The organism is Desulfoluna sp. CLI2B (assembly GCF_056847375.1).
In genome coordinates this window covers 4,990,001-5,009,945 of record NZ_CP186557.1, presented here as the reverse complement: position 1 = coordinate 5,009,945, position 19,945 = coordinate 4,990,001, and the positions used below count along the sequence as shown (strand labels likewise).

Annotated in this window: 24 protein-coding genes, 1 tRNA gene, 1 other RNA gene and 1 pseudogene (1 of these 27 only partly in view); 26 read left to right on the top strand and 1 reads right to left on the bottom strand. The window is 58.8% G+C overall.

What is annotated here, in order from left to right; genetic code table 11:
- Positions 1 to 71 precede the first annotated feature (71 nt).
- Together ACOYW2_RS23280 and ACOYW2_RS23275 are read left to right on the top strand one after the other, a co-directional pair.
- Positions 72 to 599, top strand: coding sequence for a hypothetical protein (locus tag ACOYW2_RS23280; RefSeq protein ID WP_482768154.1), 528 nt, complete (start codon positions 72 to 74; stop codon positions 597 to 599).
- Between the two features lie 46 nt (positions 600 to 645).
- Positions 646 to 1,545: a CBS domain-containing protein gene (locus ACOYW2_RS23275; protein WP_482768153.1), complete on the top strand. Its 900-nt coding sequence runs from the start codon at positions 646 to 648 to the stop codon at positions 1,543 to 1,545.
- Between the two features lie 125 nt (positions 1,546 to 1,670).
- Here ACOYW2_RS23275 and ACOYW2_RS23270 read toward each other — a convergent pair.
- A tRNA-Pro gene (locus tag ACOYW2_RS23270) sits at positions 1,671 to 1,747 on the bottom strand.
- A gap of 160 nt (positions 1,748 to 1,907) precedes the next feature.
- Between ACOYW2_RS23270 and ACOYW2_RS23265 the strand changes: the two genes are divergently transcribed.
- The 24 genes and pseudogenes from ACOYW2_RS23265 to ACOYW2_RS23150 all read left to right on the top strand — a co-directional run.
- A complete protein-coding gene (locus ACOYW2_RS23265; RefSeq protein WP_482768152.1) occupies positions 1,908 to 2,771 on the top strand; it encodes a S66 peptidase family protein in 864 nt (287 codons plus the stop codon).
- Positions 2,764 to 3,873 carry a serine hydrolase domain-containing protein gene (locus tag ACOYW2_RS23260; RefSeq protein WP_482768151.1) on the top strand — a complete coding sequence of 370 codons (1,110 nt, stop codon included), beginning with the start codon at positions 2,764 to 2,766 and terminating at the stop codon, positions 3,871 to 3,873. The genes ACOYW2_RS23265 and ACOYW2_RS23260 overlap by 8 nt, the downstream gene beginning before the upstream one ends.
- Before the next feature lie 253 nt (positions 3,874 to 4,126).
- Positions 4,127 to 5,170: a rod shape-determining protein gene (locus ACOYW2_RS23255; RefSeq protein ID WP_180137616.1), complete on the top strand. Its 1,044-nt coding sequence runs from the start codon at positions 4,127 to 4,129 to the stop codon at positions 5,168 to 5,170.
- Positions 5,171 to 5,173: 3 nt separating this feature from the next.
- The gene (gene mreC, locus ACOYW2_RS23250) at positions 5,174 to 5,995 is read left to right on the top strand and encodes a rod shape-determining protein MreC (RefSeq protein ID WP_482418280.1); all 822 of its coding nucleotides are present in this window, start codon (positions 5,174 to 5,176) and stop codon (positions 5,993 to 5,995) included.
- Complete coding sequence (gene mreD, locus ACOYW2_RS23245; protein ID WP_482418279.1) at positions 5,995 to 6,522, top strand: rod shape-determining protein MreD; 528 nt, start codon at positions 5,995 to 5,997, stop codon at positions 6,520 to 6,522. Before mreC ends, mreD begins: the two co-directional genes overlap by 1 nt.
- Entirely contained in the window at positions 6,515 to 7,087 is a 573-nt protein-coding gene (locus ACOYW2_RS23240; protein WP_482768150.1) for a hypothetical protein, read from the top strand. The genes mreD and ACOYW2_RS23240 overlap by 8 nt, the downstream gene beginning before the upstream one ends.
- On the top strand, positions 7,084 to 7,227 hold the full coding sequence (locus tag ACOYW2_RS23235; RefSeq protein WP_482768149.1) for a hypothetical protein: 144 nt from the start codon (positions 7,084 to 7,086) through the stop codon (positions 7,225 to 7,227). The genes ACOYW2_RS23240 and ACOYW2_RS23235 overlap by 4 nt, the downstream gene beginning before the upstream one ends.
- Positions 7,200 to 8,378 carry a penicillin-binding protein 2 gene (mrdA, locus tag ACOYW2_RS23230; RefSeq protein WP_482420219.1) on the top strand — a complete coding sequence of 393 codons (1,179 nt, stop codon included), beginning with the start codon at positions 7,200 to 7,202 and terminating at the stop codon, positions 8,376 to 8,378. The genes ACOYW2_RS23235 and mrdA overlap by 28 nt, the downstream gene beginning before the upstream one ends.
- On the top strand, positions 8,371 to 9,471 hold the full coding sequence (rodA, locus tag ACOYW2_RS23225; protein WP_482768148.1) for a rod shape-determining protein RodA: 1,101 nt from the start codon (positions 8,371 to 8,373) through the stop codon (positions 9,469 to 9,471). The genes mrdA and rodA overlap by 8 nt, the downstream gene beginning before the upstream one ends.
- Positions 9,472 to 9,862: 391 nt before the next feature.
- Complete coding sequence (locus ACOYW2_RS23220; RefSeq protein ID WP_482420217.1) at positions 9,863 to 10,231, top strand: F0F1 ATP synthase subunit B family protein; 369 nt, start codon at positions 9,863 to 9,865, stop codon at positions 10,229 to 10,231.
- 137 nt (positions 10,232 to 10,368) lie between these two features.
- Entirely contained in the window at positions 10,369 to 10,890 is a 522-nt protein-coding gene (gene atpF / locus ACOYW2_RS23215; protein WP_482768147.1) for a F0F1 ATP synthase subunit B, read from the top strand.
- Positions 10,887 to 11,438 (top strand): ATP synthase F1 subunit delta, encoded by a 552-nt coding sequence (gene atpH / locus ACOYW2_RS23210; protein WP_482418275.1) that lies wholly within the window; start codon positions 10,887 to 10,889, stop codon positions 11,436 to 11,438. Before atpF ends, atpH begins: the two co-directional genes overlap by 4 nt.
- Positions 11,438 to 12,955 (top strand): F0F1 ATP synthase subunit alpha, encoded by a 1,518-nt coding sequence (gene atpA / locus ACOYW2_RS23205; protein WP_482768146.1) that lies wholly within the window; start codon positions 11,438 to 11,440, stop codon positions 12,953 to 12,955. Before atpH ends, atpA begins: the two co-directional genes overlap by 1 nt.
- 53 nt (positions 12,956 to 13,008) lie before the next feature.
- Entirely contained in the window at positions 13,009 to 13,899 is an 891-nt protein-coding gene (gene atpG, locus ACOYW2_RS23200; protein WP_482768145.1) for an ATP synthase F1 subunit gamma, read from the top strand.
- A gap of 59 nt (positions 13,900 to 13,958) precedes the next feature.
- A pseudogene (gene atpD, locus ACOYW2_RS23195) lies at positions 13,959 to 15,379 on the top strand (F0F1 ATP synthase subunit beta).
- Between the two features lie 58 nt (positions 15,380 to 15,437).
- Positions 15,438 to 15,845, top strand: coding sequence for a F0F1 ATP synthase subunit epsilon (locus tag ACOYW2_RS23190; RefSeq protein WP_180137607.1), 408 nt, complete (start codon positions 15,438 to 15,440; stop codon positions 15,843 to 15,845).
- A 212-nt stretch (positions 15,846 to 16,057) separates the two neighbouring features.
- Positions 16,058 to 16,351 (top strand): NTP transferase domain-containing protein, encoded by a 294-nt coding sequence (locus ACOYW2_RS23185; RefSeq protein WP_482768144.1) that lies wholly within the window; start codon positions 16,058 to 16,060, stop codon positions 16,349 to 16,351.
- On the top strand, positions 16,348 to 16,809 hold the full coding sequence (locus tag ACOYW2_RS23180; protein WP_482420213.1) for a sugar phosphate nucleotidyltransferase: 462 nt from the start codon (positions 16,348 to 16,350) through the stop codon (positions 16,807 to 16,809). Before ACOYW2_RS23185 ends, ACOYW2_RS23180 begins: the two co-directional genes overlap by 4 nt.
- Before the next feature lie 61 nt (positions 16,810 to 16,870).
- On the top strand, positions 16,871 to 17,116 hold the full coding sequence (gene zapB / locus ACOYW2_RS23175) for a cell division protein ZapB (RefSeq protein ID WP_180137605.1): 246 nt from the start codon (positions 16,871 to 16,873) through the stop codon (positions 17,114 to 17,116).
- Between the two features lie 35 nt (positions 17,117 to 17,151).
- Positions 17,152 to 17,328, top strand: coding sequence for a hypothetical protein (locus ACOYW2_RS23170; protein ID WP_482768143.1), 177 nt, complete (start codon positions 17,152 to 17,154; stop codon positions 17,326 to 17,328).
- Positions 17,329 to 17,504: 176 nt separating this feature from the next.
- Positions 17,505 to 17,674: non-coding RNA, 6S RNA (ssrS, locus tag ACOYW2_RS23165), on the top strand.
- Between the two features lie 317 nt (positions 17,675 to 17,991).
- On the top strand, positions 17,992 to 18,288 hold the full coding sequence (locus ACOYW2_RS23160; RefSeq protein ID WP_482420211.1) for an Rnase Y domain-containing protein: 297 nt from the start codon (positions 17,992 to 17,994) through the stop codon (positions 18,286 to 18,288).
- Positions 18,248 to 19,558: a ribonuclease Y gene (gene rny / locus ACOYW2_RS23155; protein WP_482420210.1), complete on the top strand. Its 1,311-nt coding sequence runs from the start codon at positions 18,248 to 18,250 to the stop codon at positions 19,556 to 19,558. Before ACOYW2_RS23160 ends, rny begins: the two co-directional genes overlap by 41 nt.
- A 320-nt stretch (positions 19,559 to 19,878) precedes the next feature.
- Positions 19,879 to 19,945 carry the beginning of a hypothetical protein gene (locus ACOYW2_RS23150; RefSeq protein ID WP_482420209.1) on the top strand. Its footprint extends 182 nt past the window's final position, so 67 of the gene's 249 nt are visible here — the first part of the coding sequence; its start codon is at positions 19,879 to 19,881; its stop codon lies beyond the right edge, outside the window.

Sequence of the window (19,945 nt, the reverse complement as noted above, 5' to 3'; positions counted from 1 at the left end):
CGTGTGTGCTTTGTGCTGGTTAGCGTAGTGCTGGTGTACGGCGCCGTGATCTGGGCCCTGGGAGGGTAGCCATGGATGCTGACCTGAAACGGGGCCCGACCCCCACCGTGGAGAAGATCGGGATTACAGCCGTGCTGCTGTCGCCCTCCCGGGTCTATGGCGCCCTGGCGGCCCGGGGAACCCTTCACCGGCTGCTGTGGGGCTTGTCCGCAGCGGTGGTGCTCCACGGTCTGCTTACAGGCATGCTGGTGCCGGGCGGTGGCCGGGTGGTCCTGGCCACGGTGTCTGCGGCCAACGCCCTGGGCATGGCCCTGCTCTCTTCCCTTCTGGGCTGGATGGCCCTGAAGGTGGTGGGGGCTCGCCGGTCCGGCCTGGCCGTTGTGGCACCCTGTGTGGCCTACGGCTTTGGGGTAACCCTGCTTGTCTCATGGATTCCCGGGGCCTTCTGGTTTACGGAGCCCTGGAAATGGGGCGTCATCGGGATCGGTTTCCGGGAACTCGGAGGGATGAGCGGCCGACGCGCCTTTGCTGCGGTGGGGCTCATTCTTGTGGCCCTGGTGGCTCTGTTCAAGGTGATTTTCATGCTGCAGGGCGTGTGAAGCATCGGTGCACAGCACTTGATTGACGTGAAAGGAGAAGACAACGATGAGTACAAAGATACGTGTGATGATAGTGGATGATGAGGAACGCTTTCGCGTGGCCACGCAAAAGGTCCTGGAACGCCGGGGCTTTGAGGTGATTTCCGCGGAATCGGGGGAGGCGGCCCTGGAGCGCCTCGACAAGGCGCCGGACGTGGTGGTGCTGGATATCCGCATGGCCGGCATGGACGGGCTCACGGCCCTGGGGCTGATCAAGGCCCGCAAGCCCAAGGTCCCGGTGATCATGCTCACCGGCCACGGCACCGGGGAATCCGCCGAGGAGGCCCTGGCCGCAGGGGCCTATGATTTTCTGGCAAAACCCTGCGACATTGATCTGCTGTCCACCAAGATCTACGAAGCCGGGCGAGGGCACGGAATGGACTCCGATGAGGAAAAGACCGTCGGGGAGGTGATGATTCCCCTGGCAGAGTATGAAACGGCCCGGCCCAATCAGACCGTGGAGTACGCGGTTCGGGCCTTGCGGGCCTCCTTTTCGCCCCGGACCCTGTCCGGCTCCCTCATTGAGTCGGGCCAGCGGTCCCTGCTGGTGCTCGCCGACGGTGAGGTCAAGGGGGTGATCTCCGTAAGGGGACTCATGGAATCCCTGCTGCCCGCTTATATTCATGCCGATCTTCCCAGCACGGCCTCCACCATCCGGTACTCTCCCATGTTCTGGAAGGGGCTCTTTACCTCCGAGGCGAAAAAGCTCATGGCGCGCAAAGTCTCGGATGTGATGACCGAAGCACCGCCGGAAGTGGATATCGAGGCCAACCTCATGGAAGCTGCCTACATGATGACGTCCCTGCGGCAACGCAGGCTGGCTGTCATGGCCTGGGGCCAGTGCCAGGGGATTATCCGGGAGGAGGAGCTCTTCTTTGAGATCGAGAGGGTTGCCTCGGAAGGGTGAGTATTGCCTTATTCAAGGTGGCACACCTTGCCGCCGGAGGCTGTTTTTTTGCGCTGAATAGTTACCAAAAAAAAAGGACCTGATCGAAATCGATCAGGTCCTTTGTATTTTTTACTTTTGTGTTTTGGTCGGGGCGAGAAGATTCGAACTTCCGACCCCTTGACCCCCAGTCAAGTGCGCTACCAGGCTGCGCTACGCCCCGCCAAAAACAGGAGGGTTATACCCCCATGCCCCAAGGGATGTCAAGCACTCTTTGACAAAAAAACGACCCGACCCCATAATGGCCCCAAACGCGAGGGTGGCTGTGGAATGTCGCCATGGAAGGTGTGCGTAAAATCAATGTGTTGGCGAAAGGCGGCCGGATGATATTTCCATTTGGACAAGATGCGCGGATCGGTGTGGTGGCCCCGTCCGGGGTTGTGGACCCCGTAAAACTGGAAAAGGGGATGGCAGTCCTCAGGGCGGCCGGATGGGACGTGGCCGTGGATACGGCCGTGGGGGATGCCATGGGCTACCTTGCCGGGAGTGAGGCCGTGCGAAGGGCCTCTCTGCTTCGTATGGCCCAGGCGCGTCCCGACCTTCTGGTGGCTGCCCGCGGAGGGTACGGCGCCATGCGGCTTCTGGCTGAATTGACAGACGAGGAGCTGCTGGAACTCCCGCCACTCATGGGCTTCAGTGATACCACGGCGTTTCTGGTACGGCTCGTGGGGCTGGGGCGGCGGGTGATCCACGGCCCCACGGTTCAGGGGCTGGCCATGGCCTGCCCGGAGACCCTGGATGCATTGGAGGGGCTCTTCCGCTCCGGTGTCCGTCCCAATCCATTGGGCGATGCCTGGGGCTCTCTGGTGGCCGGAGACGCAGAAGGGCTGCTCACCGGGGGCAACCTGGCCACCCTGGCCCATCTTTGCGGCACCCCGTTTCAACCCGATTTTTCCGGGTGCGTCCTTGCCCTTGAAGATGTTCATGAAGCCCCGTACCGCCTGGATCGTGCCCTTACCCAGATGCGTCTCTCCGGCGCTTTTGACGGGGTACGGGGGGTGTTGGTGGGAGATTTTTTGCATTGCGGAGAAAAAGGGGCGCCTGAGGCGGTCCTCCGGGAGGTGTTTGCCCCCTTGGGGATTCCGGTGGTGACCGGGGGGCGCTTTGGCCACGGCCCCACAAACTTTCCCCTGGTCTTCGGGGAGCAGGTGGTTCTCTCGTCTGAAGCGGGGTTTCGTTATGTGTGAGGCCCTGTCGCAAAAGATGGCGGACGGGGTGGCCTCCGGTGTTTTTCCCGGGGGGCAGCTCCTGGTCATGGTGGGCGGAGAGGTGGTGGGGGAATCGTGTGCCGGAACCCTCTGGACCGGAGGGCCCGAGGTGACCCCCGACACGTTGTTTGACCTGGCGTCCCTCACCAAGCCCCTGGCCGGTGCCACCCTTGCCATGGTGCTGGTGGCCGAAGGGCTTCTGGAGATCGAGGCTCCGGTGAGCCGTTACCTGCCCTGGTTCACAGGGGGCGGCAGGGAGGCGGTGACCCTTCGACACCTACTGGATCACTCCTCGGGTCTGCCGGCCTGGATGCCCCTTTACGAAACCCTGGTGACCATGCCCGTGGCCGAAAGGGGCAAGGGGCTTCAGGTGCTCCTTCAAGGGTGCTCCCTTGAGGCACCGGCCGGGGAGAGGGTCTGTTACAGCGATATCGGATTCATGGTGCTCAAGGCGGTGGTGGAGGCCGTGACGGGTACGGATGTGCGGCACCTTTTCGAGGCGAAGGTGCGTGGCCCCCTGGGGCTTCGCGATGTGATGTACGCATCGGATCTGCCCGAGGGCAGGGCGGTGGCTGCCACCGAAGCCTGTCCCTGGCGGCACAAAACCCTCTGCGGAGAAGTCCACGACGACAACGCCTGGGCCATGGGGGGCGTTGCTCTTCATGCCGGGCTTTTCGGCACGGCCCGGGACGTGGGGCGTCTTGTGTGGCACCTGGCATCCCACCACAGGGACGGGGGGGCGGGGTCGCCCTTCAGCCGGGATGTGGTCACCGCTTTTTTCCGGGAATCCCGAGGGCGTGGACGGGGGCTGGGCTTTGACCTGCCGTCGGCCCAGGGGTCGGCAAGCGGGCACTATTTTTCCACGGGGAGCGTGGGGCACCTGGGCTTTACCGGGACCTCATTTTGGGTGGACCCCACCCGGGGTGTGGTGGTTGTGCTGCTCACCAATCGCGTGCACCCATCCCGGGAAAACACGGCGATTCGCGTGTTTCGTCCGGAGGTTCATGATATCGTTATGGAAACGGTTTGTCGCGGCGTCTTCGCAACGGGGGCGCCGCACTGCTCCGGTCCCGCTTTTTAAGTTGTCAAGAAGCATGATTTCTGATAGCGGTGAAGGTTGATTATTGCGTTTTTTTTGTCCTGCTGGCCCCGGGACACGCCCCACGGGAGAAGACAGCTTCGGTGAAGCCCTCTTTCGGACGGGGATGTGTGCAATCGATTCATGTAACGACGACTTCAGGAAACACGCCCCGACCGTCGCGGAGACGATGTCGACGGCACAGGGATTCCTGTTGTCAAAGGCCATTACTTACTATCGGAAACAAAGGCTGACTATGAACCTTCTTGACTCGCTGCTGGGAGTTTTTTCCAGTGACCTGGCCATTGACCTGGGAACGGCCAACACCCTTGTCTATGTGAAAGGCAAGGGCATTGTGCTCAGCGAACCGTCCGTGGTGGCTGTTCGCACCGACAACAGATCCAAGAACAAGGTATTGGCCGTGGGCCTCGAGGCCAAGAACATGCTCGGTCGAACGCCGGGAAACATTGTGGCCATCCGCCCCATGCGCGACGGGGTGATCGCCGACTTTGAAGTGACCGAAGCGATGCTCAGCCACTTTATCAAGAAGGTGCACAACAACCGCCAGAAATTTGTCCGCCCCCGCATCATCATCGCCGTTCCCTCCGGTATTACCCAGGTGGAGAAACGCGCGGTCAAAGAGTCTGCCGAGTCGGCAGGGGCACGTGAGGTCTTTCTCCTGGAGGAGCCCATGGCGGCTGCCATCGGCGCGGGCCTTCCCATTACCGAGCCCACCTGTAACATGGTGGTGGATATCGGCGGGGGTACAACGGAGGTGGCGGTGATCTCCTTGGCCGGTATTGTCTATTCCCGCTCCCTGCGGGTGGCCGGCGATCGCATCGACGAAGCGATCATGCAGTACATCAAGCGACGCTACAACCTTCTCATCGGCGAGCGTACCGCCGAGGTGATCAAGACCACCATCGGCAACGCCTACCCCGACACCGAGCACATCGAAACCATCGAAGTGAAGGGCCGTGACCTGGTCTCCGGGATTCCCAAGATCCTGGCCATCGACTCCGAAGAGATTCGCCAGGCCATCAGCGAACAGATCGACGCCATCGTGGAGTGCGTGAAGATCGCCCTTGAGCAGACTCCTCCCGAACTGGCCGCGGACATCGTGGACCGGGGCATTGTGCTCACCGGCGGCGGTGGCCTCTTGAAGAACCTCGACAAGCTTCTCAAGGAGAACACCGGCCTTCCCATTACCGTGGCAGAGGATCCCCTCTCCACCGTGGCCAAGGGGGCGGGCATGTCCCTGGACAGCATCGAAATTTTACGGCAGGTGGTCATCAGGTAGCCTATGTTTTCTCGGCGTATGGTACTGGTTGTGGCGGTTTTGGTGCTGCTTCTGCTCAACATTGCCGCTCTGACCGTTTCTAGCAGCCGTCCCGATTCTGCCGGAGGTGCAGCGCCCATTGCGTTGCACCTGACGGCCCCCTTTCAAAAAGGCCTGACCGCATCCCTCGGGTGGATCCGTTCCATCTGGTACGGGTACTTCAACCTCGTCTCCACCGCCGAGGAGAATGAGGCCCTTCGCAGAGAGGTGGCGCAGCTCCGGGAGCAGCTCAACGGGTACAACGAACTCAAGCTGCTCAACGGGAGAATGCGCGGCCTCCTCTCCTTTAAAGAGGCCAAAGCCCGCAACATGGTGGCTGCCATGGTTACGGGCAAGGATGCCTCCCTCTGGTATCGCACCCTCATCATCGACAAAGGCACGGAAAACGGCGTGGCCAAAGGGCAGCCCGTGGTGGTCCCCGACGGCATTGTGGGGCAGGTCATTGAGGCTTCCCGTCGTTATGCCAAGGTGCTTCTCGTCACCGATCGCAACAGCTCCGTGGACGCCCTGGTCCAGGACACCAGGGTCCGCGGGATTCTTAAAGGGGGCGGGGCCGGTGAGTGCCGGTTTGCCTACGCCAACCGGAACGACACCATCAAGCCCGGCCAGCGGATTGTCTCTTCGGGGCTGGACGGGGTGTTCCCGAAAGGGTTTTTCATCGGAACCGTCAGCGAGGTGCGCAAAGGGGTCTCCGGTATCTTTCAGGATGTGGCCGTGGCCCCTTCGGTTAATTTTGAGACCCTGGAAGAGGTGCTTGTCATCATGAGCCCCGAAGCGGAGGAGTGATGGCAGTCATCGGATACACCCTGGTGTCCATCTTGCTGATCCTCATCCAGACGGCCCTGTTGCCCCAGATGTCCATGCGTCCGCCCTTTGATTTGCTGGTGGTGCAGGTGGTCTTTACGGCCCTTGCCCTGCCCAGGATCCAGGGCGGGGTGGTGGTCCTGGTGACGGGGGTTCTCGTGGACGGGTTGTCGGGGAGCCCCTTCGGCTTTTATCTTACCAGCTACTTCTGGCTGTTTTTTACTCTTCAGGTCGCCATTCAGGTCCTGCACGTCTACAGCCGTATCCTTATTTATCTCGCTGTTCTGGCCGGGATCGTTCTGGAGAATCTCGTGGCCCTTCTTGTGCTCAGCGTATCCGGAGCCGCTACCTCCACCATGGTGTGGGCTGTGGAGCAGGGGGGCAGGCAACTTCTCTGGGGTGCGATTCTGGGGCCTGTGGTCTATGTGCTCATGGCCCTGGGGTATCGCCTGGGCGGGGCTTTGGCCCGTGAGATTGTTTGTCGTCTGGAAGGAGGCAAGGGTGTCTGATTTACCCCGAAAGCGAAACACCGAAAGGGCCGGAGGCTCGGAGGGGTACCTCAACAGTCCTGACGGGGAGTGGTTCAACAACCGCCTCAAAGGGACGATGCTTCTCATCTTTATCGCCTTTGCCGTTATCCTTGTCCGCCTTTTCTACCTTCAGATCATCAATGGTCAGGTCTATCGCGAACTCTCCACCAACAACCGCATCCGTCTTCAGAGCCTTCCTCCGTCCCGGGGGTTGATTTACGACAGCCAGGGCAGTCTCCTGGTGGACAACCGGCCGGCCTTTGACCTGATCATCGTGCCCCGGGATGCCCAGCCCGTTTCCGAGACCCTGGAGCTCCTGTCGGAGTTTACGGGGATCGACGTGGAGGAGATGGCGGCCAAGATCGCCAAGAAGGGGGGAGAGAATTCGTCCCGGCAGGTGGTGCTCAAGCGGGATATCGGGCGGGATGCCCTGGCGCCGGTGGAGGTGAACAGTTTTGATCTGCCCGGTGTGAAGGTAAAGGTCCGGCCCAAGCGCTTTTATCTCAACCCGGGCATGGCGGCCCATCTGCTGGGTTATTGGTGATCAACGCCCGGGAGCTCTCCAGCGGCAAGCACCCGGAGGCATCCGGCGGGGATTTCATCGGCAAGTTCGGCATCGAAAAGGTGATGGAGCCCCGGCGGCAGGCGGGCGACAGGTGGAGGTGGACGCACGGGGACGGGTGATTCGGGAGCTCAAGCGTGTGGAGGCGGACCCGGGAAAGAATATTTTTCTGACCATTAATACAGAGCTTCAGAAAAAGTCCGAAGCGCTGCTCAAGGGGGATGTGGGGTCCGTGGTTGCCCTGGATCCCCGCAACGGGGCTGTGTTGGCCATGGCCAGCAGCCCTGCCTTTGATCCCAACGATTTTGTGAGTGGCCTGTCGTATGCCAAGTGGAACTCCCTTCAGAACGATCCGGGACGGCCCATGGAGAACAAGGCCACCCAGGCGTTGTACCCTCCTGCCTCTATTTACAAGATCGTCTCTTCCATTGCCGCCCTGGAAGAGAAGGTGGTGGATGAGAACACCCACTTTTTCTGCTCCGGGAGCCATGCCTTCGGGGACCGTGTCTACCGGTGCTGGAAGCGGGCGGGCCACGGCTCCATCAACCTTGTGGATTCCCTTGCCCAATCCTGTGATGTCTACTTCTATGAGGTGGGGGAAAAACTCGGGGTAGACCGTCTGGCCTTTTACGCCCGGGCGTGCGGTCTGGGCAAGCCCACGGGGGTGGACCTGGACAACGAACGGGCCGGTTTGATCCCCACGGCGGAGTGGAAGCGCCGCAAGCTCCATGAGAGCTGGCACAGCGGGGAGACACTCTCTTTGGCCATCGGCCAGAGCTACAACCTGGTGACTCCCATTCAAATGGCCATGCTCATCGCATCCGTTGCCAACGGCGGGGTGATCTACAGGCCGTATATCTTAGGGAAAATGGAGACCGCAGACGGGGCCCTGGTCAAGGAGACCCACCCGGTGGAAAACGGGCGGCTTCCTGTCAGTAAGAAGACCCTGGCCTTGATTCAAAAGGGGCTCTGGGGCACGGTGAACGACCGGAAGGGGACGGCAAAGGTCGCCGCCGTGGAAGGGGTTACCGTTGCCGGGAAGACCGGCACCGCCCAGGTCATCAGCAAGGCCAAGAGGGATTCCCGTACCAAAAAGAGTATCCGAAAATTCAGGGATCATGCATGGTTTGTCGCCTATGCGCCGGTGGAAAACCCCACCATCGCCGTGGCGGTGATCGTGGAGCATGGTGAAGGCGGGTCCACCAAGGCTGCCCCCATTGCCAAGAAAGTGATTGAGACTTATCTGGGAAAAGGGGAGGCTGTTCGTGATTGATCGACGCGTGGTGGAACATTTTGACTGGGGGCTCCTGCTCATCACCCTGGCCTTGTCGGGCCTGGGGCTTGTGGCCCTGTACAGCGCCGTGTACGCGGGAAACGATCCTTCCCTCAGGCCCCTGTTCGTCAAGCAGCTGGTCTGGCTCGGCGCAGGCATGGGCGTGATGATCGCCACCTTTTGCGTGGACCCCAAGGAGTTCGAGCGCTGGACGCCGGGTATCTATGCCTGCTGCATGGGGCTTCTGGTGGCGGTGCTCTTTGTGGGACGCATGGTGGGCGGCTCCCGGCGCTGGCTGGTGCTGGGGCCCATGACCCTTCAGCCCTCGGAGCTTGCCAAGGTGGGGGTCATCCTGATGCTGGCGCGGTTCTATGCGCGCAACGCCACCACCCGGGGGCTCGGTTTCCGAGAGCTCATCAAGCCAGCGGCCATTGTGCTGCTGCCCTTTCTCCTGATCTACCTTCAGCCCGATCTGGGCACCGGCCTTCTTATTGTGATGATCGCCGGGATCATGACCCTTTTTGTCAAAATCGAGCGCCGCACCCTCACCATGCTGGTGTGTGCGGGGCTCGGCCTGGCCGTTGCGGCCTGGCTCTTCTTCCTGAAAGCCTACCAGAAACAGCGCGTGCTGACCTTCCTTAACCCCGACCGCGATCCTTTGGGGGCGGGGTATCACATCATCCAATCCAAAATCGCCATCGGCTCCGGGATGCTCACGGGCAAGGGCTTCCTCAAGGTCTACAACACCCTGCGGTTCCTTCGTGAGCGGCACACCGACTTTATCCTGTCTGTCCTGGCAGAGGAGTGGGGCTTTGTGGGTACGGTGCTTCTCGTGCTCCTGTACGGCACCCTCTTTGTCTGGAGCCTCAACATCGCCCACAAAAGCAAGAACACCTTCGGTACCATCACCGCCGTGGGGGTGACGGCCATGCTCTTTTGGGAAGCCTTCATCAACATGGGAATGGTCATGGGACTCATGCCCGTGGTGGGGGTTCCCCTGCCACTGGTGAGCTACGGCGGCTCTTCCGTGGTGACCAGCTTTATGGCCATCGGTCTCCTCATGGGGGTCAGCATGCGTCGCTTCAAGAAATAAAGCCCCTTGGCGGTCCGTTCTCTTTTTGGCGGGTGGATCTGTGGAAAAGGGGCCCCTTCCGGGGTGGCTTTTTACTCTTTTATTGTGGTATGAGCAGGTGCAGGTGAAATGCTTAGCTTCCTGTGACTTTTGACCGTGGACTTCGGGGCAACATAATGCTTGTTGGTAAATCCTGACGCCTGCGGTTCGCAAGGGTTAAGCTTAGATGGAAAAAGCTGATATCACTTGCTAATCATGGAGAGATTTTCTAAAACAGGTTGACATAAAAAGAGAAAAACTGATATAGGTTCGGTGCTAAAATGAGGGAATTTCTAAGGCTTGCTCCAGCCTTGGTCTGTGTTGTTATGAATATTATCTGGCATTCTTATTAACTTTTGTTGGAGGGTCACCAATGGTCAGTGTGGATTATTCCTTATTGGTGCAGATTGTCAACTTCATCCTCTTGATCCTTATTTTGAATATCGTCTTGTATAAGCCGATCCGGGGAGTTCTTGCGAAGCGTCGTGAGGCCATAGACGGCCTCAATGACAGCATTGATGCCTCATCTGTGGGCGTGCGCGAGAAGGAGGAGACGTTTGCAGCAGGCATCAAAGAAGGGCGTGCCAAGGGCGTTGAGCTCAAGGACGCGATCATCGATGAAGCGTCCCGTGAAGAGCGGCGCATCATCGGCGAGATTACCGGTCGTGCCCAGGACGATCTTGCCGCCGTGCGCGTTAAGATTTCTCAAGAGATGGTTGCAGTGCGGAAAGTTCGGCAATGAGAAGTGGACGATTTTGCGAAGGCAATCGGCGAAAAGATTCTGGGGAGGGCTCTGTAATGCGTGATGAGATGAAATCGTCCGGAGGGCGCAGGATTTTGTTCTGGGGCCTTTTCGCGGCATTGACCTTGAGTGCGGGAATGGCTTTCGCCTCCAGCGGGGGCGGCCACGCCGCCGAGGCCAAGCACTGGCTCACCACGGACACGGCCCGTGTCCTCAACTTTGTTGTGCTCATGGGGTTTCTGTTCTTTGTTCTGCGCAAGCCGGTCTCCAGTGCTCTGTCCGGGCGTATCGGCTCCATTCGCGACGAACTGGATACCCTGGAACAAAAGAAGGCGGACGCTGAAAAGACCCTGGCCGAGTATGAAACCAGAATTGCCACCCTCGAAAGCGAGGTGGAGGTGATCCTGGATCAGTACCGGGAGCAGGGGGAGGCCGCCCGCACGCGCATCATGGAAGAGGCCAAGCTCCACGCCGCTAAGCTCGAAGAGCAGGCCAAGCGCAACATTGACCATGAGTTCAAGGCCGCCCGTACGGATCTCAAAGCCGAAATCATGGCACTGGCCCTGGAAAAGGCCGAGTCGCTGATCCAGGAGAAGATCAATACCGACGACCAGGAAAAGCTGGTGGATGACTATCTGAACAAGGTGGTGGTGCAATGAAAGATTTCGCGATATCCAGGCGTTATGCCAAGGCTCTGCTGCTCATCGGCAAAGAGGACGGCCAGGCAGAGACCTACCGTGAACAGCTCAGCGGGGTGGCGGCGTTTCTTGCACGGGAGGTGGAACTCTCCACCGCCATCGCCAACCCGATTTATGAATGTGACGGCAGGCGCGGTGTGCTGAAGGTGGTGGTGGAGAAGCTGGGCCTCTCCCCTGTCATCGCATCCTATGTCCTGCTTTTGTTTGACAAGGGACGCTTCGGTTACCTTGGTTCCATCGATGAAACCTACCAGGAGCTGGTGGACGAGCTGAACGGCATCGCCCACGCCCATGTGGTTTCCGCCGTGGATCTGTCGGAAGACGCTGTGGAGAAAATCAAGGCATCCCTCTCCGCATTGACAGGCAAGGACGTCATTTTGAATCTGGAAAAAGACCCCGGGTTGATTGGGGGCATTGTAACGAAGATAGGTGACCTTGTACTTGACGGCAGTGTGCGCACACAGCTGCAGAACATGAAAGAATCTTTTAAAAGGGGTGAGAGTGTCTAATGGAAATCAAAGCTGAAGAGATAAGCCAAATAATCAAGGAGCAGATCAAGGATTTCGACAAGAAGGTCGAGTTGTCCGAAACCGGCGTCGTTCTTTCAGTGGGCGACGGCATCGCAAGGGTCTACGGCCTGGAAAAAGTGATGGCCCTGGAGCTTGTGGAATTTCCCGGCGGCATTCTCGGCCTGGCCCTTAACCTGGAAGAAGACAACGTGGGTGTGGCCATCATGGGCGATGACACCCACATCAAAGAGGGCGACACCGTCAAGCGTACCGGCCGTATCGCCGAGGTTCCCGTGGGCGAGGCCGTCCTCGGGCGCGTTGTAACCACCGTGGGTGAACCCATCGACGGCAAGGGCGCCATTGACGGTGCCGAGACCCGCCGTATCGAGATGGTGGCTCCCGGTGTTATCCATCGTAAGAGCGTGCACGAGCCCTGCTACACCGGCATCAAGGCCATCGACGCCATGACCCCCGTGGGCAGGGGCCAGCGTGAGCTGATCATCGGCGACCGCCAGATCGGCAAGACCGCCATCGCCGTTGACGCCATCCTCGCCCAGAAGGGCCAGGGCGTGAAGTGTATCTACGTTGCCTGTGGCCAGAAGAAGTCCACCGTTGCCCAGGTTGTGGCGGTTCTCGAAGAGCACGGCGCCATGGAGTACACCACCGTGGTTTCTGCCTGTGCCTCCGACCCCGCGGCCCTTCAGTTCCTTGCCCCTTACGCCGGTTGCGCCATGGGCGAGTACTTCCGCGACAAGGGCGAGCACTCCCTGATCATCTACGACGACCTCTCCAAGCAGGCCGCGGCCTATCGTCAGGTCTCCCTGCTGCTTCGTCGTCCCCCAGGACGTGAAGCTTTCCCCGGGGACATCTTCTACAACCACTCCCGTCTCCTGGAACGTTCTGCCAAGCTCTCCGATGAGCTGGGTGCCGGGTCCCTCACCGCCCTGCCCATCATCGAAACCCAGGAAGGCGACGTATCTGCCTTTATCCCCACCAACGTTATCTCCATTACCGACGGTCAGATCTACCTCGACAAGGGGATGTTCTTCGCCGGTATGCGTCCCGCAGTTGACGTCGGCCTCTCGGTTTCCCGAGTCGGCGGCGCGGCCCAGGAGAAGGCCATGAAGCAGGTGGCCGGTACCCTGCGTCTCGACATGGCGGCCTTCCGCGAGCTCGAGGCCTTTGCCGCCTTCGGCTCCGACCTGGACGCCTCCACCCAGCGTCAGCTCACCCGTGGTCAGCGGCTTGTGGAAGTTCTCAAGCAGCCCCAGTACGCACCCCTGCCCCTGGAAAAGCAGGTTCTCATCCTTTACGCAGGCACCAAAGGGTTCATCGACGACTACCCCCGTGAGGCGGTGGTCAAGTACGAAGCGGGCCTCTACCCCTTTGTGGAAGGCCGTTTCCCCAAGATTCTCCCCGCCCTTGCGGAAGCCAAAAAGATTACCTCTGAAATCGAAGCCGATATTGTCAAAGCACTCGAGGCGTACGCCGAGGAGTTCAAGGACACCATCAAGTAGCTTGCGTTGAAGAGCAGATCTATTAATTTGAGACACGTAAAGGTAAATGGCATATGGCAACGTTAAAGGAAGTACAATTAAAGATCGCTGGCGTCAAAAAGACCAAGCAGATCACCAGCGCCATGAAAATGGTCGCGACTTCCCGCTTGCGTGGTGCTCAGTTAGCCATGGAGGCCTTCCGACCCTATGCGGAAAAATACGCAGAGGTGCTGGGAAGCCTTGCTCAGAAGGCAGGTGAAGGAGCCAGTCCGCTCCTTGAAGCACGCGAGGAGGTGAAGAAGGTCCATGTGGTACTCCTGACATCGGACAGGGGACTGTGTGGGGGCTTCAACATCAACCTCATCGAAAAAGCGGAAAAGCTGATCAAAGAGAAAGTGGGGGAGGGGGCCGAGGTCTCCTTCACCAACTTTGGTAAACGGGGCCGTGACTGGGCCCGCAAAGAGGGACAGACCCGGGCGGATGAGTACGTCGGGGTCGTTGGGACAAAGGTGGGGTTTGGCGTCGCGTCCACCGGTGGGCAGAAGCTGATTGACGGCTTTCTCGCCGGTGAGTACGACGAAGTCTACCTGATCTATGCCGAGTTTGTCAGCATGGCCAAACAGGTGCCTGTGGTTCAGCAGCTCCTTCCCATCCCCCCCATTGAGGTGGTGGAAGAGGAGGCTGCCGAGGACAAGCCGTTCCAGGCAGAGCACATCTGTGAACCCAGCGCGGACAAGCTCCTTGGCGAGATGCTCCCAAGGAATGTGTATATCCAGCTTTACCGCGGTCTTCTTGAGACGTCGACCAGTGAGCATGCGGCCCGAATGTCGGCCATGGACAACGCCACCCAGGCGTGTTCCGACATGATCACTGATCTTCAGAGGGTGTTTAACAAAGCACGACAAGCGGCAATTACTGCAGACCTTATGGATATCGTCGGTGGTGCAGAGGCCTTGAAGGGCTGATTGTAACTCGCTTATCGCATATACAGCATAGATTTAGGTACAATAGGAGGTACTTTTCAATGGCTGACAATATCGGAAAAATCACACAGGTCATGGGGCCTGTTGTTGACGTGGAGTTTGAACCTGGAAAACTGCCGGCGATCCTTACAGCCCTGACCCTGACCAACCCTGCCATCAACGACGAAGAGGACAACCTCGTCATTGAGGTGGCCCAGCACCTGGGCGACAACGTGGTGCGTACCATCGCCATGGACGTTACCGATGGCCTCGTCCGCGGCATGGGCGTTAAAGATACCGGAAACCCCATCGTCATGCCCGTGGGCAAGGCTTCCCTGGGTCGCGTCCTCAACGTTGTTGGGCGCCCCGTGGACGGCCTCGGCGATGTAAGCACGAAGAAGCCGAGGCCAGTTCCAGCCCGCTCGTCCCGCCCCCGAGTTTACCGAGCAGGACACCTCGGTGACCGTTCTTGAAACGGGCGTCAAGGTTATCGACCTTCTCGTTCCCTTCCCCCGAGGCGGCAAGATGGGCCTCTTCGGCGGTGCGGGCGTTGGTAAGACCGTTATCATGATGGAGATGGTTAACAACATCGCCATGCAGCACGGCGGCATCTCCGTGTTCGCCGGCGTTGGTGAGCGTACCCGTGAGGGCAACGACCTCTACCACGAGATGAAGGAGTCCGGCGTTCTCGACAAGTGCGCCCTGATCTACGGTCAGATGACCGAACCTCCGGGAGCCCGTGCACGTGTTGCCCTCTCCGCCCTGACCTGCGCCGAGTACTTCCGTGACGTGGAAGGCCAGGACGTTCTGATCTTCATCGACAACATCTTCCGCTTCACCCAGGCGGGCTCCGAAGATCGGCCCTCCTCGCCCAGGGCCCTTCGGCGCGGTTGGTTACCAGCCCACCCTGGCGGTGGACATGGGTGGCCTTCAGGAGCGTATTACCTCCACGGATAAAGGCTCCATCACCGCGGTTCAGTGTGTGTACGTCCCTGCGGACGACCTCACCGACCCGGCTCCGGCCACAACCTTTGCCCACCTCGACGGCACGGTTGTTCTCTCCCGAGCCATCTCCGAGCTGGGTATCTACCCTGCGGTTGACCCCCTGGACTCCTCCTCCCGTATTCTGGACGCCGCCTACATCGGCGACGAGCACTACGCCGTGGCCCGTCAGGTTCAGACCGTGCTCCAGAAGTACAAGGAACTCCAGGACATCATCGCCATCCTCGGTATCGATGAACTCTCCGATGAGGACAAGGTGGTGGTAACCCGTGCCCGCCGTATTCAGCGTTTCCTCTCTCAGCCCTTCCACGTGGCTGAGATCTTCACCGGCCTCAAGGGCAAGTACGTGAAGCTCGAAGACACCATCCGAAGCTTCAAGGAGATCCTGGACGGCAAGCACGACGAGTTGCCTGAAGGCGCCTTCAACCTTGTAGGGACCATCGAAGATGCAGTGGCCAAGGCCAAGGACATGGCCGATTAATTTGATCTGAACGGGGCAGGGGAGCATTCCTGCCCCTTCAAACCTATGAGGGGTTGATATGGCAGACACTATCAGACTCGAAATCGTGACGCCGGAACGGCGTGTGGTCAGCGAGGACGCACAGATCGTCATGGCCCCCGGTTCGGAGGGTGAGTTCGGTGTGCTCGACGGGCACACTCCGTTTCTCACCTCCCTGAAGGTGGGCATGGCCCGGTTCAAGGACGCTGCAGGCAACGAGTGCGGAGTCTTCATCAACGGCGGTTTCGCCGAGGCACTGGCCGATCGGGTGACCATCCTGGCCGAGTCCGCGGAGCGTCGTCGAGACATCGATCTCAAGCGTGCACAGTCGGCGATGAATCGGGCGGAGCAGAGGTTGTCCGGTGACCGGGCCACCATTGACGAGACCCGTGCCAAGGCGGCCCTTGCCCGGGCACTGCACCGCATCCAGGCGGTGGAGAGCAGGTAACATCTCCGGGAGTTCAGACGATGGGCCGTTAAAGCGGCTCCTTTGTCGCCTGGGCAGGAACGACAGCGCGTAAGTTGCAAAGGGGCGGCCCGGTCATGCCCTTGTCGTCGGTGCATGGGCCCTGTGCGAAAGAGGCTTCGGTCTATTTGGAGGCAATTGGGAACCATGTTTTTTGGCATGCCGGTCAGGTGCTATTGCAACAAGGGGGAAAATTGAGTAAAACCACAGGAAAGACAGCGGTGGTTGTCCTTGCCGCGGGCAAGGGAACACGCATGAAGTCGGACAAGGCCAAGGTCCTCCATGAGGTCCATGGTCTCACCCCGCACGACGCCATGGCGTCGGCTGCGGAGATCGCAGGTTCCGACGTGGTTGTGATCGTCGGGCATCAGGCCGATGCGGTGAAGGCCGCTGTGGCCCAGCGGCACGCAGCGCTTTTTGCCCGTCAGGACGAGCAGCTCGGAACGGGCCATGCCGTGATGTGCGCCAGGCAGGCCGTGGCTGGATGATCGGTCAGGTGGTGATCCTCTGCGGGGATGTGCCCCTGGTCCGGCCCGAGACCCTCAAGGAGTTGGTTCGGGCACATGAAGCCGCCGGAAGGGCCGTATCGGTCCTGGCGGTCTCCCTGGACGACCCGACGGGTTACGGGCGCATGGTTACCGGCGATAACGGGGCCCTGCTTCGCATCGTGGAAGAAAAGGATGCCGGCGCTGACGAAAAGGCCATTAAAGAGATCAACAGCGGTATCTACTGCGTGGATGCGGACTTTCTCTTTTCTGCCCTTGACAAAGTGAAATCGGATAATGCACAAGGGGAGTACTATCTCACCGATATCGTGGAGATAGCCGTTCAGGACGGGGCCGGCGCAGGGGTCGTAACCGGGGGATCAGCCCGGGAAGTGACGGGTGTAAATACCGTAAATGACCTCGAAACCGTACGGCAAATGCTGGAAGAGCGGCCCACATGAATTCCCTTGACTTTATTGAAAATTGAAGACTATAGTGATTTGAATTTCGAGAGGTGCTAAATTGGATGATGAAGCAATAGTTGGTCAAATTGATTATATAGAAGAACAGGTAGATTTTCTCATTGAACTCTGCAACAGCCTGAAATCAGAGAAAGCAGAGCTCAAGGGCAGGATTGAAATACTTGAAGGTCAGCTTCAGGAGAAAACCCAGTCGGAAGCAGCCTTCGCAGAACAGCGGGAGACCATTCGAGGAAAGATTGATGGGCTGATGGATCGCCTGAACACTTACATCGATGTGGACTCCTGATCTCTAACCGAATGACAAAAGCGAATGCGGATTCATTGGAAGAGATACTGACAGTCGACCTTTTTGGGGAAACGTATAAGTTCAAGACCGACGCTGATCCGAGCGAGGCATCGGCCATTGTCGAGAGCATTATGGGTGAAGTGGCGCGAGCCGGTGAGGGCATGAAAGGCCCTTTACGCCGAGAACTGCAAATTCATTCAGCTTTGACGTGAATCCTCGCATAGATCGCAAAGGAGTTGGCTGAGGTGAAAAAGAGCCATGCGCGTTTCATGAGAAACTCTCCCTGGCGAAGTCAGCTATCTTCATCGAAAAATTGGGGCGCTCACGTAATGGTGCAACAGAAAAGGCTGTTCTGCATTGCCGAAATACGATACAATTTGAGTAGAAAAATTGCCTGCTGTGTTCGTGATCGGAGTAATACCCTTTGACCGAATGGCAATATCACGGGAGCCTCCTGTTTGTGGTGTGCATGTTCTGCCTAAAAGCCTGAAGCTACACTCCCCTTTGAACAATCGGTTCAAAGACCTTAATTCAACACGGCACTCGGGTGGGATATTTTCATATCAATGTCTCCCCGTTTGCCCGACCCTTCCTTCCAACCACCACCCCTCAAAACCGATTACGGTGCCAAGTGGTCCCCATCACAAGTGATCATGCCCCGCGTCGATGCGGCATTGTCTCCGTTTTTTAAGATTGTGAAGCCGTCGCATGGCACACGTCGGATCCCTTTGTCCGTTAGTAATTATACCCGCTGCGGTCTGTTGGGAGTCGGACCTTTACCTCTATGGTTGGGCTAAAGCCAGGGCTCATTGGTGGAGTCCCGTACAGTGGATTTTCCGTCATAACTGAGGTGGATATATTCTCGGGGGAATCAAATGGTAGTGAAAATTATGGCAACCGGCATCGTCGGTTTTCTTGTCGGCGCTGCGCTCACCTTTGTGCTCAAAGGTCGGGTGGACAGCAGGCGGGCAGAGGAAGCCGAAGAAGAGGCCGAGAAAATAATACGTGACGCCGGGCTTCGGGCCGAAAACCTTCTCATGGAAGCCAATGTGGAGGCCAAGGACCGGCTTATCAAGATGAAAAACGAGTTTGACGCCGAAACCAATGAGACGCGGCTGGAACTCAAAGGGCTTGCAGAGCGCCAGCCTCAACCAGAAGGTGGAGAAACTTGATCGAAGGCAGGATCAGATCGAGCGCATTGAAACCGATCTGTCCCAGCGGAGCAAGCAGCTTACCGAAGACGCCGATACCCTCGCCGACAAGAACCGGGAGTGCGACGCCCTCGTTGCCGAGCAGAAAATGCAGCTTGAAAAGATCTCCGGGATGACTTCCGAGGAGGCCAAGGGGCTCCTTTTGAATGCCATGGAGAACGAAGCCCGCCACGACGGGGCCAAGATGATCAAGCGGGTGACCAGTGAAGCCAAGGAGAGCGCGGACAAAGAGGCGAAAAAAATCATCGCCACGGCCATCCAGCGATACGCCGGGGATTTTGTGGCTGAGCGTACCGTGTCTGTGGTGCCCCTGCCCAACGATGAGATGAAAGGGCGCATCATCGGCCGGGAAGGGCGCAACATCCGGGCTCTGGAAGCAGCCACCGGCATCGACCTGATCATTGACGACACCCCTGAGGCGGTGATTCTCTCCGGGTTCAACCCGGTGCGCCGTGAGGTGGCCCGTCTCTCCCTGACAAAGCTGATCAACGACGGAAGAATCCATCCGGCGCGCATCGAAGAGGTGGTGAAGACCGTTGAAAAGGAAGTGGACCAGACCATCCGGGAAGCCGGTGACCAGGCCGCCTTTGATCTGGGTGTCCACGGCATCAGCAACGACTTGATCGCCATCCTCGGTCGTTTGAAGTTTCGCACCAGCTATGCCCAGAATGTGCTTCAGCACTCTGTGGAGGTGGGCTTTCTCTGCGGGGTCATGGCCGCCGAGCTGGGTCTTAATGTGAAGCTGGCCAAGCGCATGGGCCTGCTGCACGATATCGGCAAAGCCGTAGACCACGAGGTGGAAGGGCCCCATGCCGTTATCGGCGCCAACCTGGCCAAGAAATACGGGGAGAATCCCAAGATTGTCCAGGGCATCGCCGCTCACCATGAAGACGTGCCCCCCGAATCGGTCTACGACCTTCTGGTCCAGGCTGCCGACTCCCTTTCCGGTGCACGGCCCGGTGCCCGAAAAGAGCTCCTGGAAAACTACGTCAAGCGACTGGACGATCTGGAGAAGATCGCCAACAGCTACAAAGGCGTGGCCAACTCCTACGCCATCCAGGCGGGCCGAGAGCTCCGTGTGATTGTGGAGGGGGATGTGGTCCGCGACGAAGATGCCGTGGTCATGAGCCGCGACATCGCCAAGCAGATCGAAGAGAGTCTGACCTTCCCGGGGCAGATCCGTGTTACGGTGATTCGTGAAACCCGCGCTGTGGGGTATGCAAACAAATAGGGCATCTCCGGCCATTTCAAGGAGAACGTAATAAGCCGAACGCTTAAGGGCAGGGCGGAATTGTCTGTATGGATGATTTCGACCCTGCCCTCGTGGTTCGGCTATTTTAGTATCAGGGGAACAGAAGACGACGGCTAAATTTCAAAACGAACGGGAACGCTGGGGTGTCGTCCATCGGCACCTTATATCAATGGGCCGTCTCAGGCTTCGGAGCGTGTGTATTCAACGACCGCTTTTCGCTGCGCTGAGCCGGTATCGAACCAATCGAGACGAGGTAGAATGCTATGAATGTCATTGAGTCGCTTAGAGAGCGCGGTTTTGTGGATAATACAACCCATGAAGAGGAACTGATTTCGTATCTTTCCACCCCTGGAAGACGCTGCTATA

What these genes read in the sequence shown, in the direction of transcription:
- ACOYW2_RS23280 (WP_482768154.1), top strand. Translation starts at nt 72, where the DNA reads ATGGATGCTGACCTGAAACGGGGCCCGACCCCCACCGTGGAGAAGATC.
- ACOYW2_RS23275 (WP_482768153.1), top strand. Translation starts at nt 646, where the DNA reads ATGAGTACAAAGATACGTGTGATGATAGTGGATGATGAGGAACGCTTT.
- ACOYW2_RS23265 (WP_482768152.1), top strand. Translation starts at nt 1,908, where the DNA reads ATGATATTTCCATTTGGACAAGATGCGCGGATCGGTGTGGTGGCCCCG.
- ACOYW2_RS23260 (WP_482768151.1), top strand. Translation starts at nt 2,764, where the DNA reads ATGTGTGAGGCCCTGTCGCAAAAGATGGCGGACGGGGTGGCCTCCGGT.
- ACOYW2_RS23255 (WP_180137616.1), top strand. Translation starts at nt 4,127, where the DNA reads ATGAACCTTCTTGACTCGCTGCTGGGAGTTTTTTCCAGTGACCTGGCC.
- mreC (WP_482418280.1), top strand. Translation starts at nt 5,174, where the DNA reads ATGTTTTCTCGGCGTATGGTACTGGTTGTGGCGGTTTTGGTGCTGCTT.
- mreD (WP_482418279.1), top strand. Translation starts at nt 5,995, where the DNA reads ATGGCAGTCATCGGATACACCCTGGTGTCCATCTTGCTGATCCTCATC.
- ACOYW2_RS23220 (WP_482420217.1), top strand. Translation starts at nt 9,863, where the DNA reads ATGGTCAGTGTGGATTATTCCTTATTGGTGCAGATTGTCAACTTCATC.
- atpF (WP_482768147.1), top strand. Translation starts at nt 10,369, where the DNA reads ATGGCTTTCGCCTCCAGCGGGGGCGGCCACGCCGCCGAGGCCAAGCAC.
- atpH (WP_482418275.1), top strand. Translation starts at nt 10,887, where the DNA reads ATGAAAGATTTCGCGATATCCAGGCGTTATGCCAAGGCTCTGCTGCTC.
- atpA (WP_482768146.1), top strand. Translation starts at nt 11,438, where the DNA reads ATGGAAATCAAAGCTGAAGAGATAAGCCAAATAATCAAGGAGCAGATC.
- atpG (WP_482768145.1), top strand. Translation starts at nt 13,009, where the DNA reads ATGGCAACGTTAAAGGAAGTACAATTAAAGATCGCTGGCGTCAAAAAG.
- ACOYW2_RS23190 (WP_180137607.1), top strand. Translation starts at nt 15,438, where the DNA reads ATGGCAGACACTATCAGACTCGAAATCGTGACGCCGGAACGGCGTGTG.
- ACOYW2_RS23180 (WP_482420213.1), top strand. Translation starts at nt 16,348, where the DNA reads ATGATCGGTCAGGTGGTGATCCTCTGCGGGGATGTGCCCCTGGTCCGG.
- ACOYW2_RS23160 (WP_482420211.1), top strand. Translation starts at nt 17,992, where the DNA reads ATGGTAGTGAAAATTATGGCAACCGGCATCGTCGGTTTTCTTGTCGGC.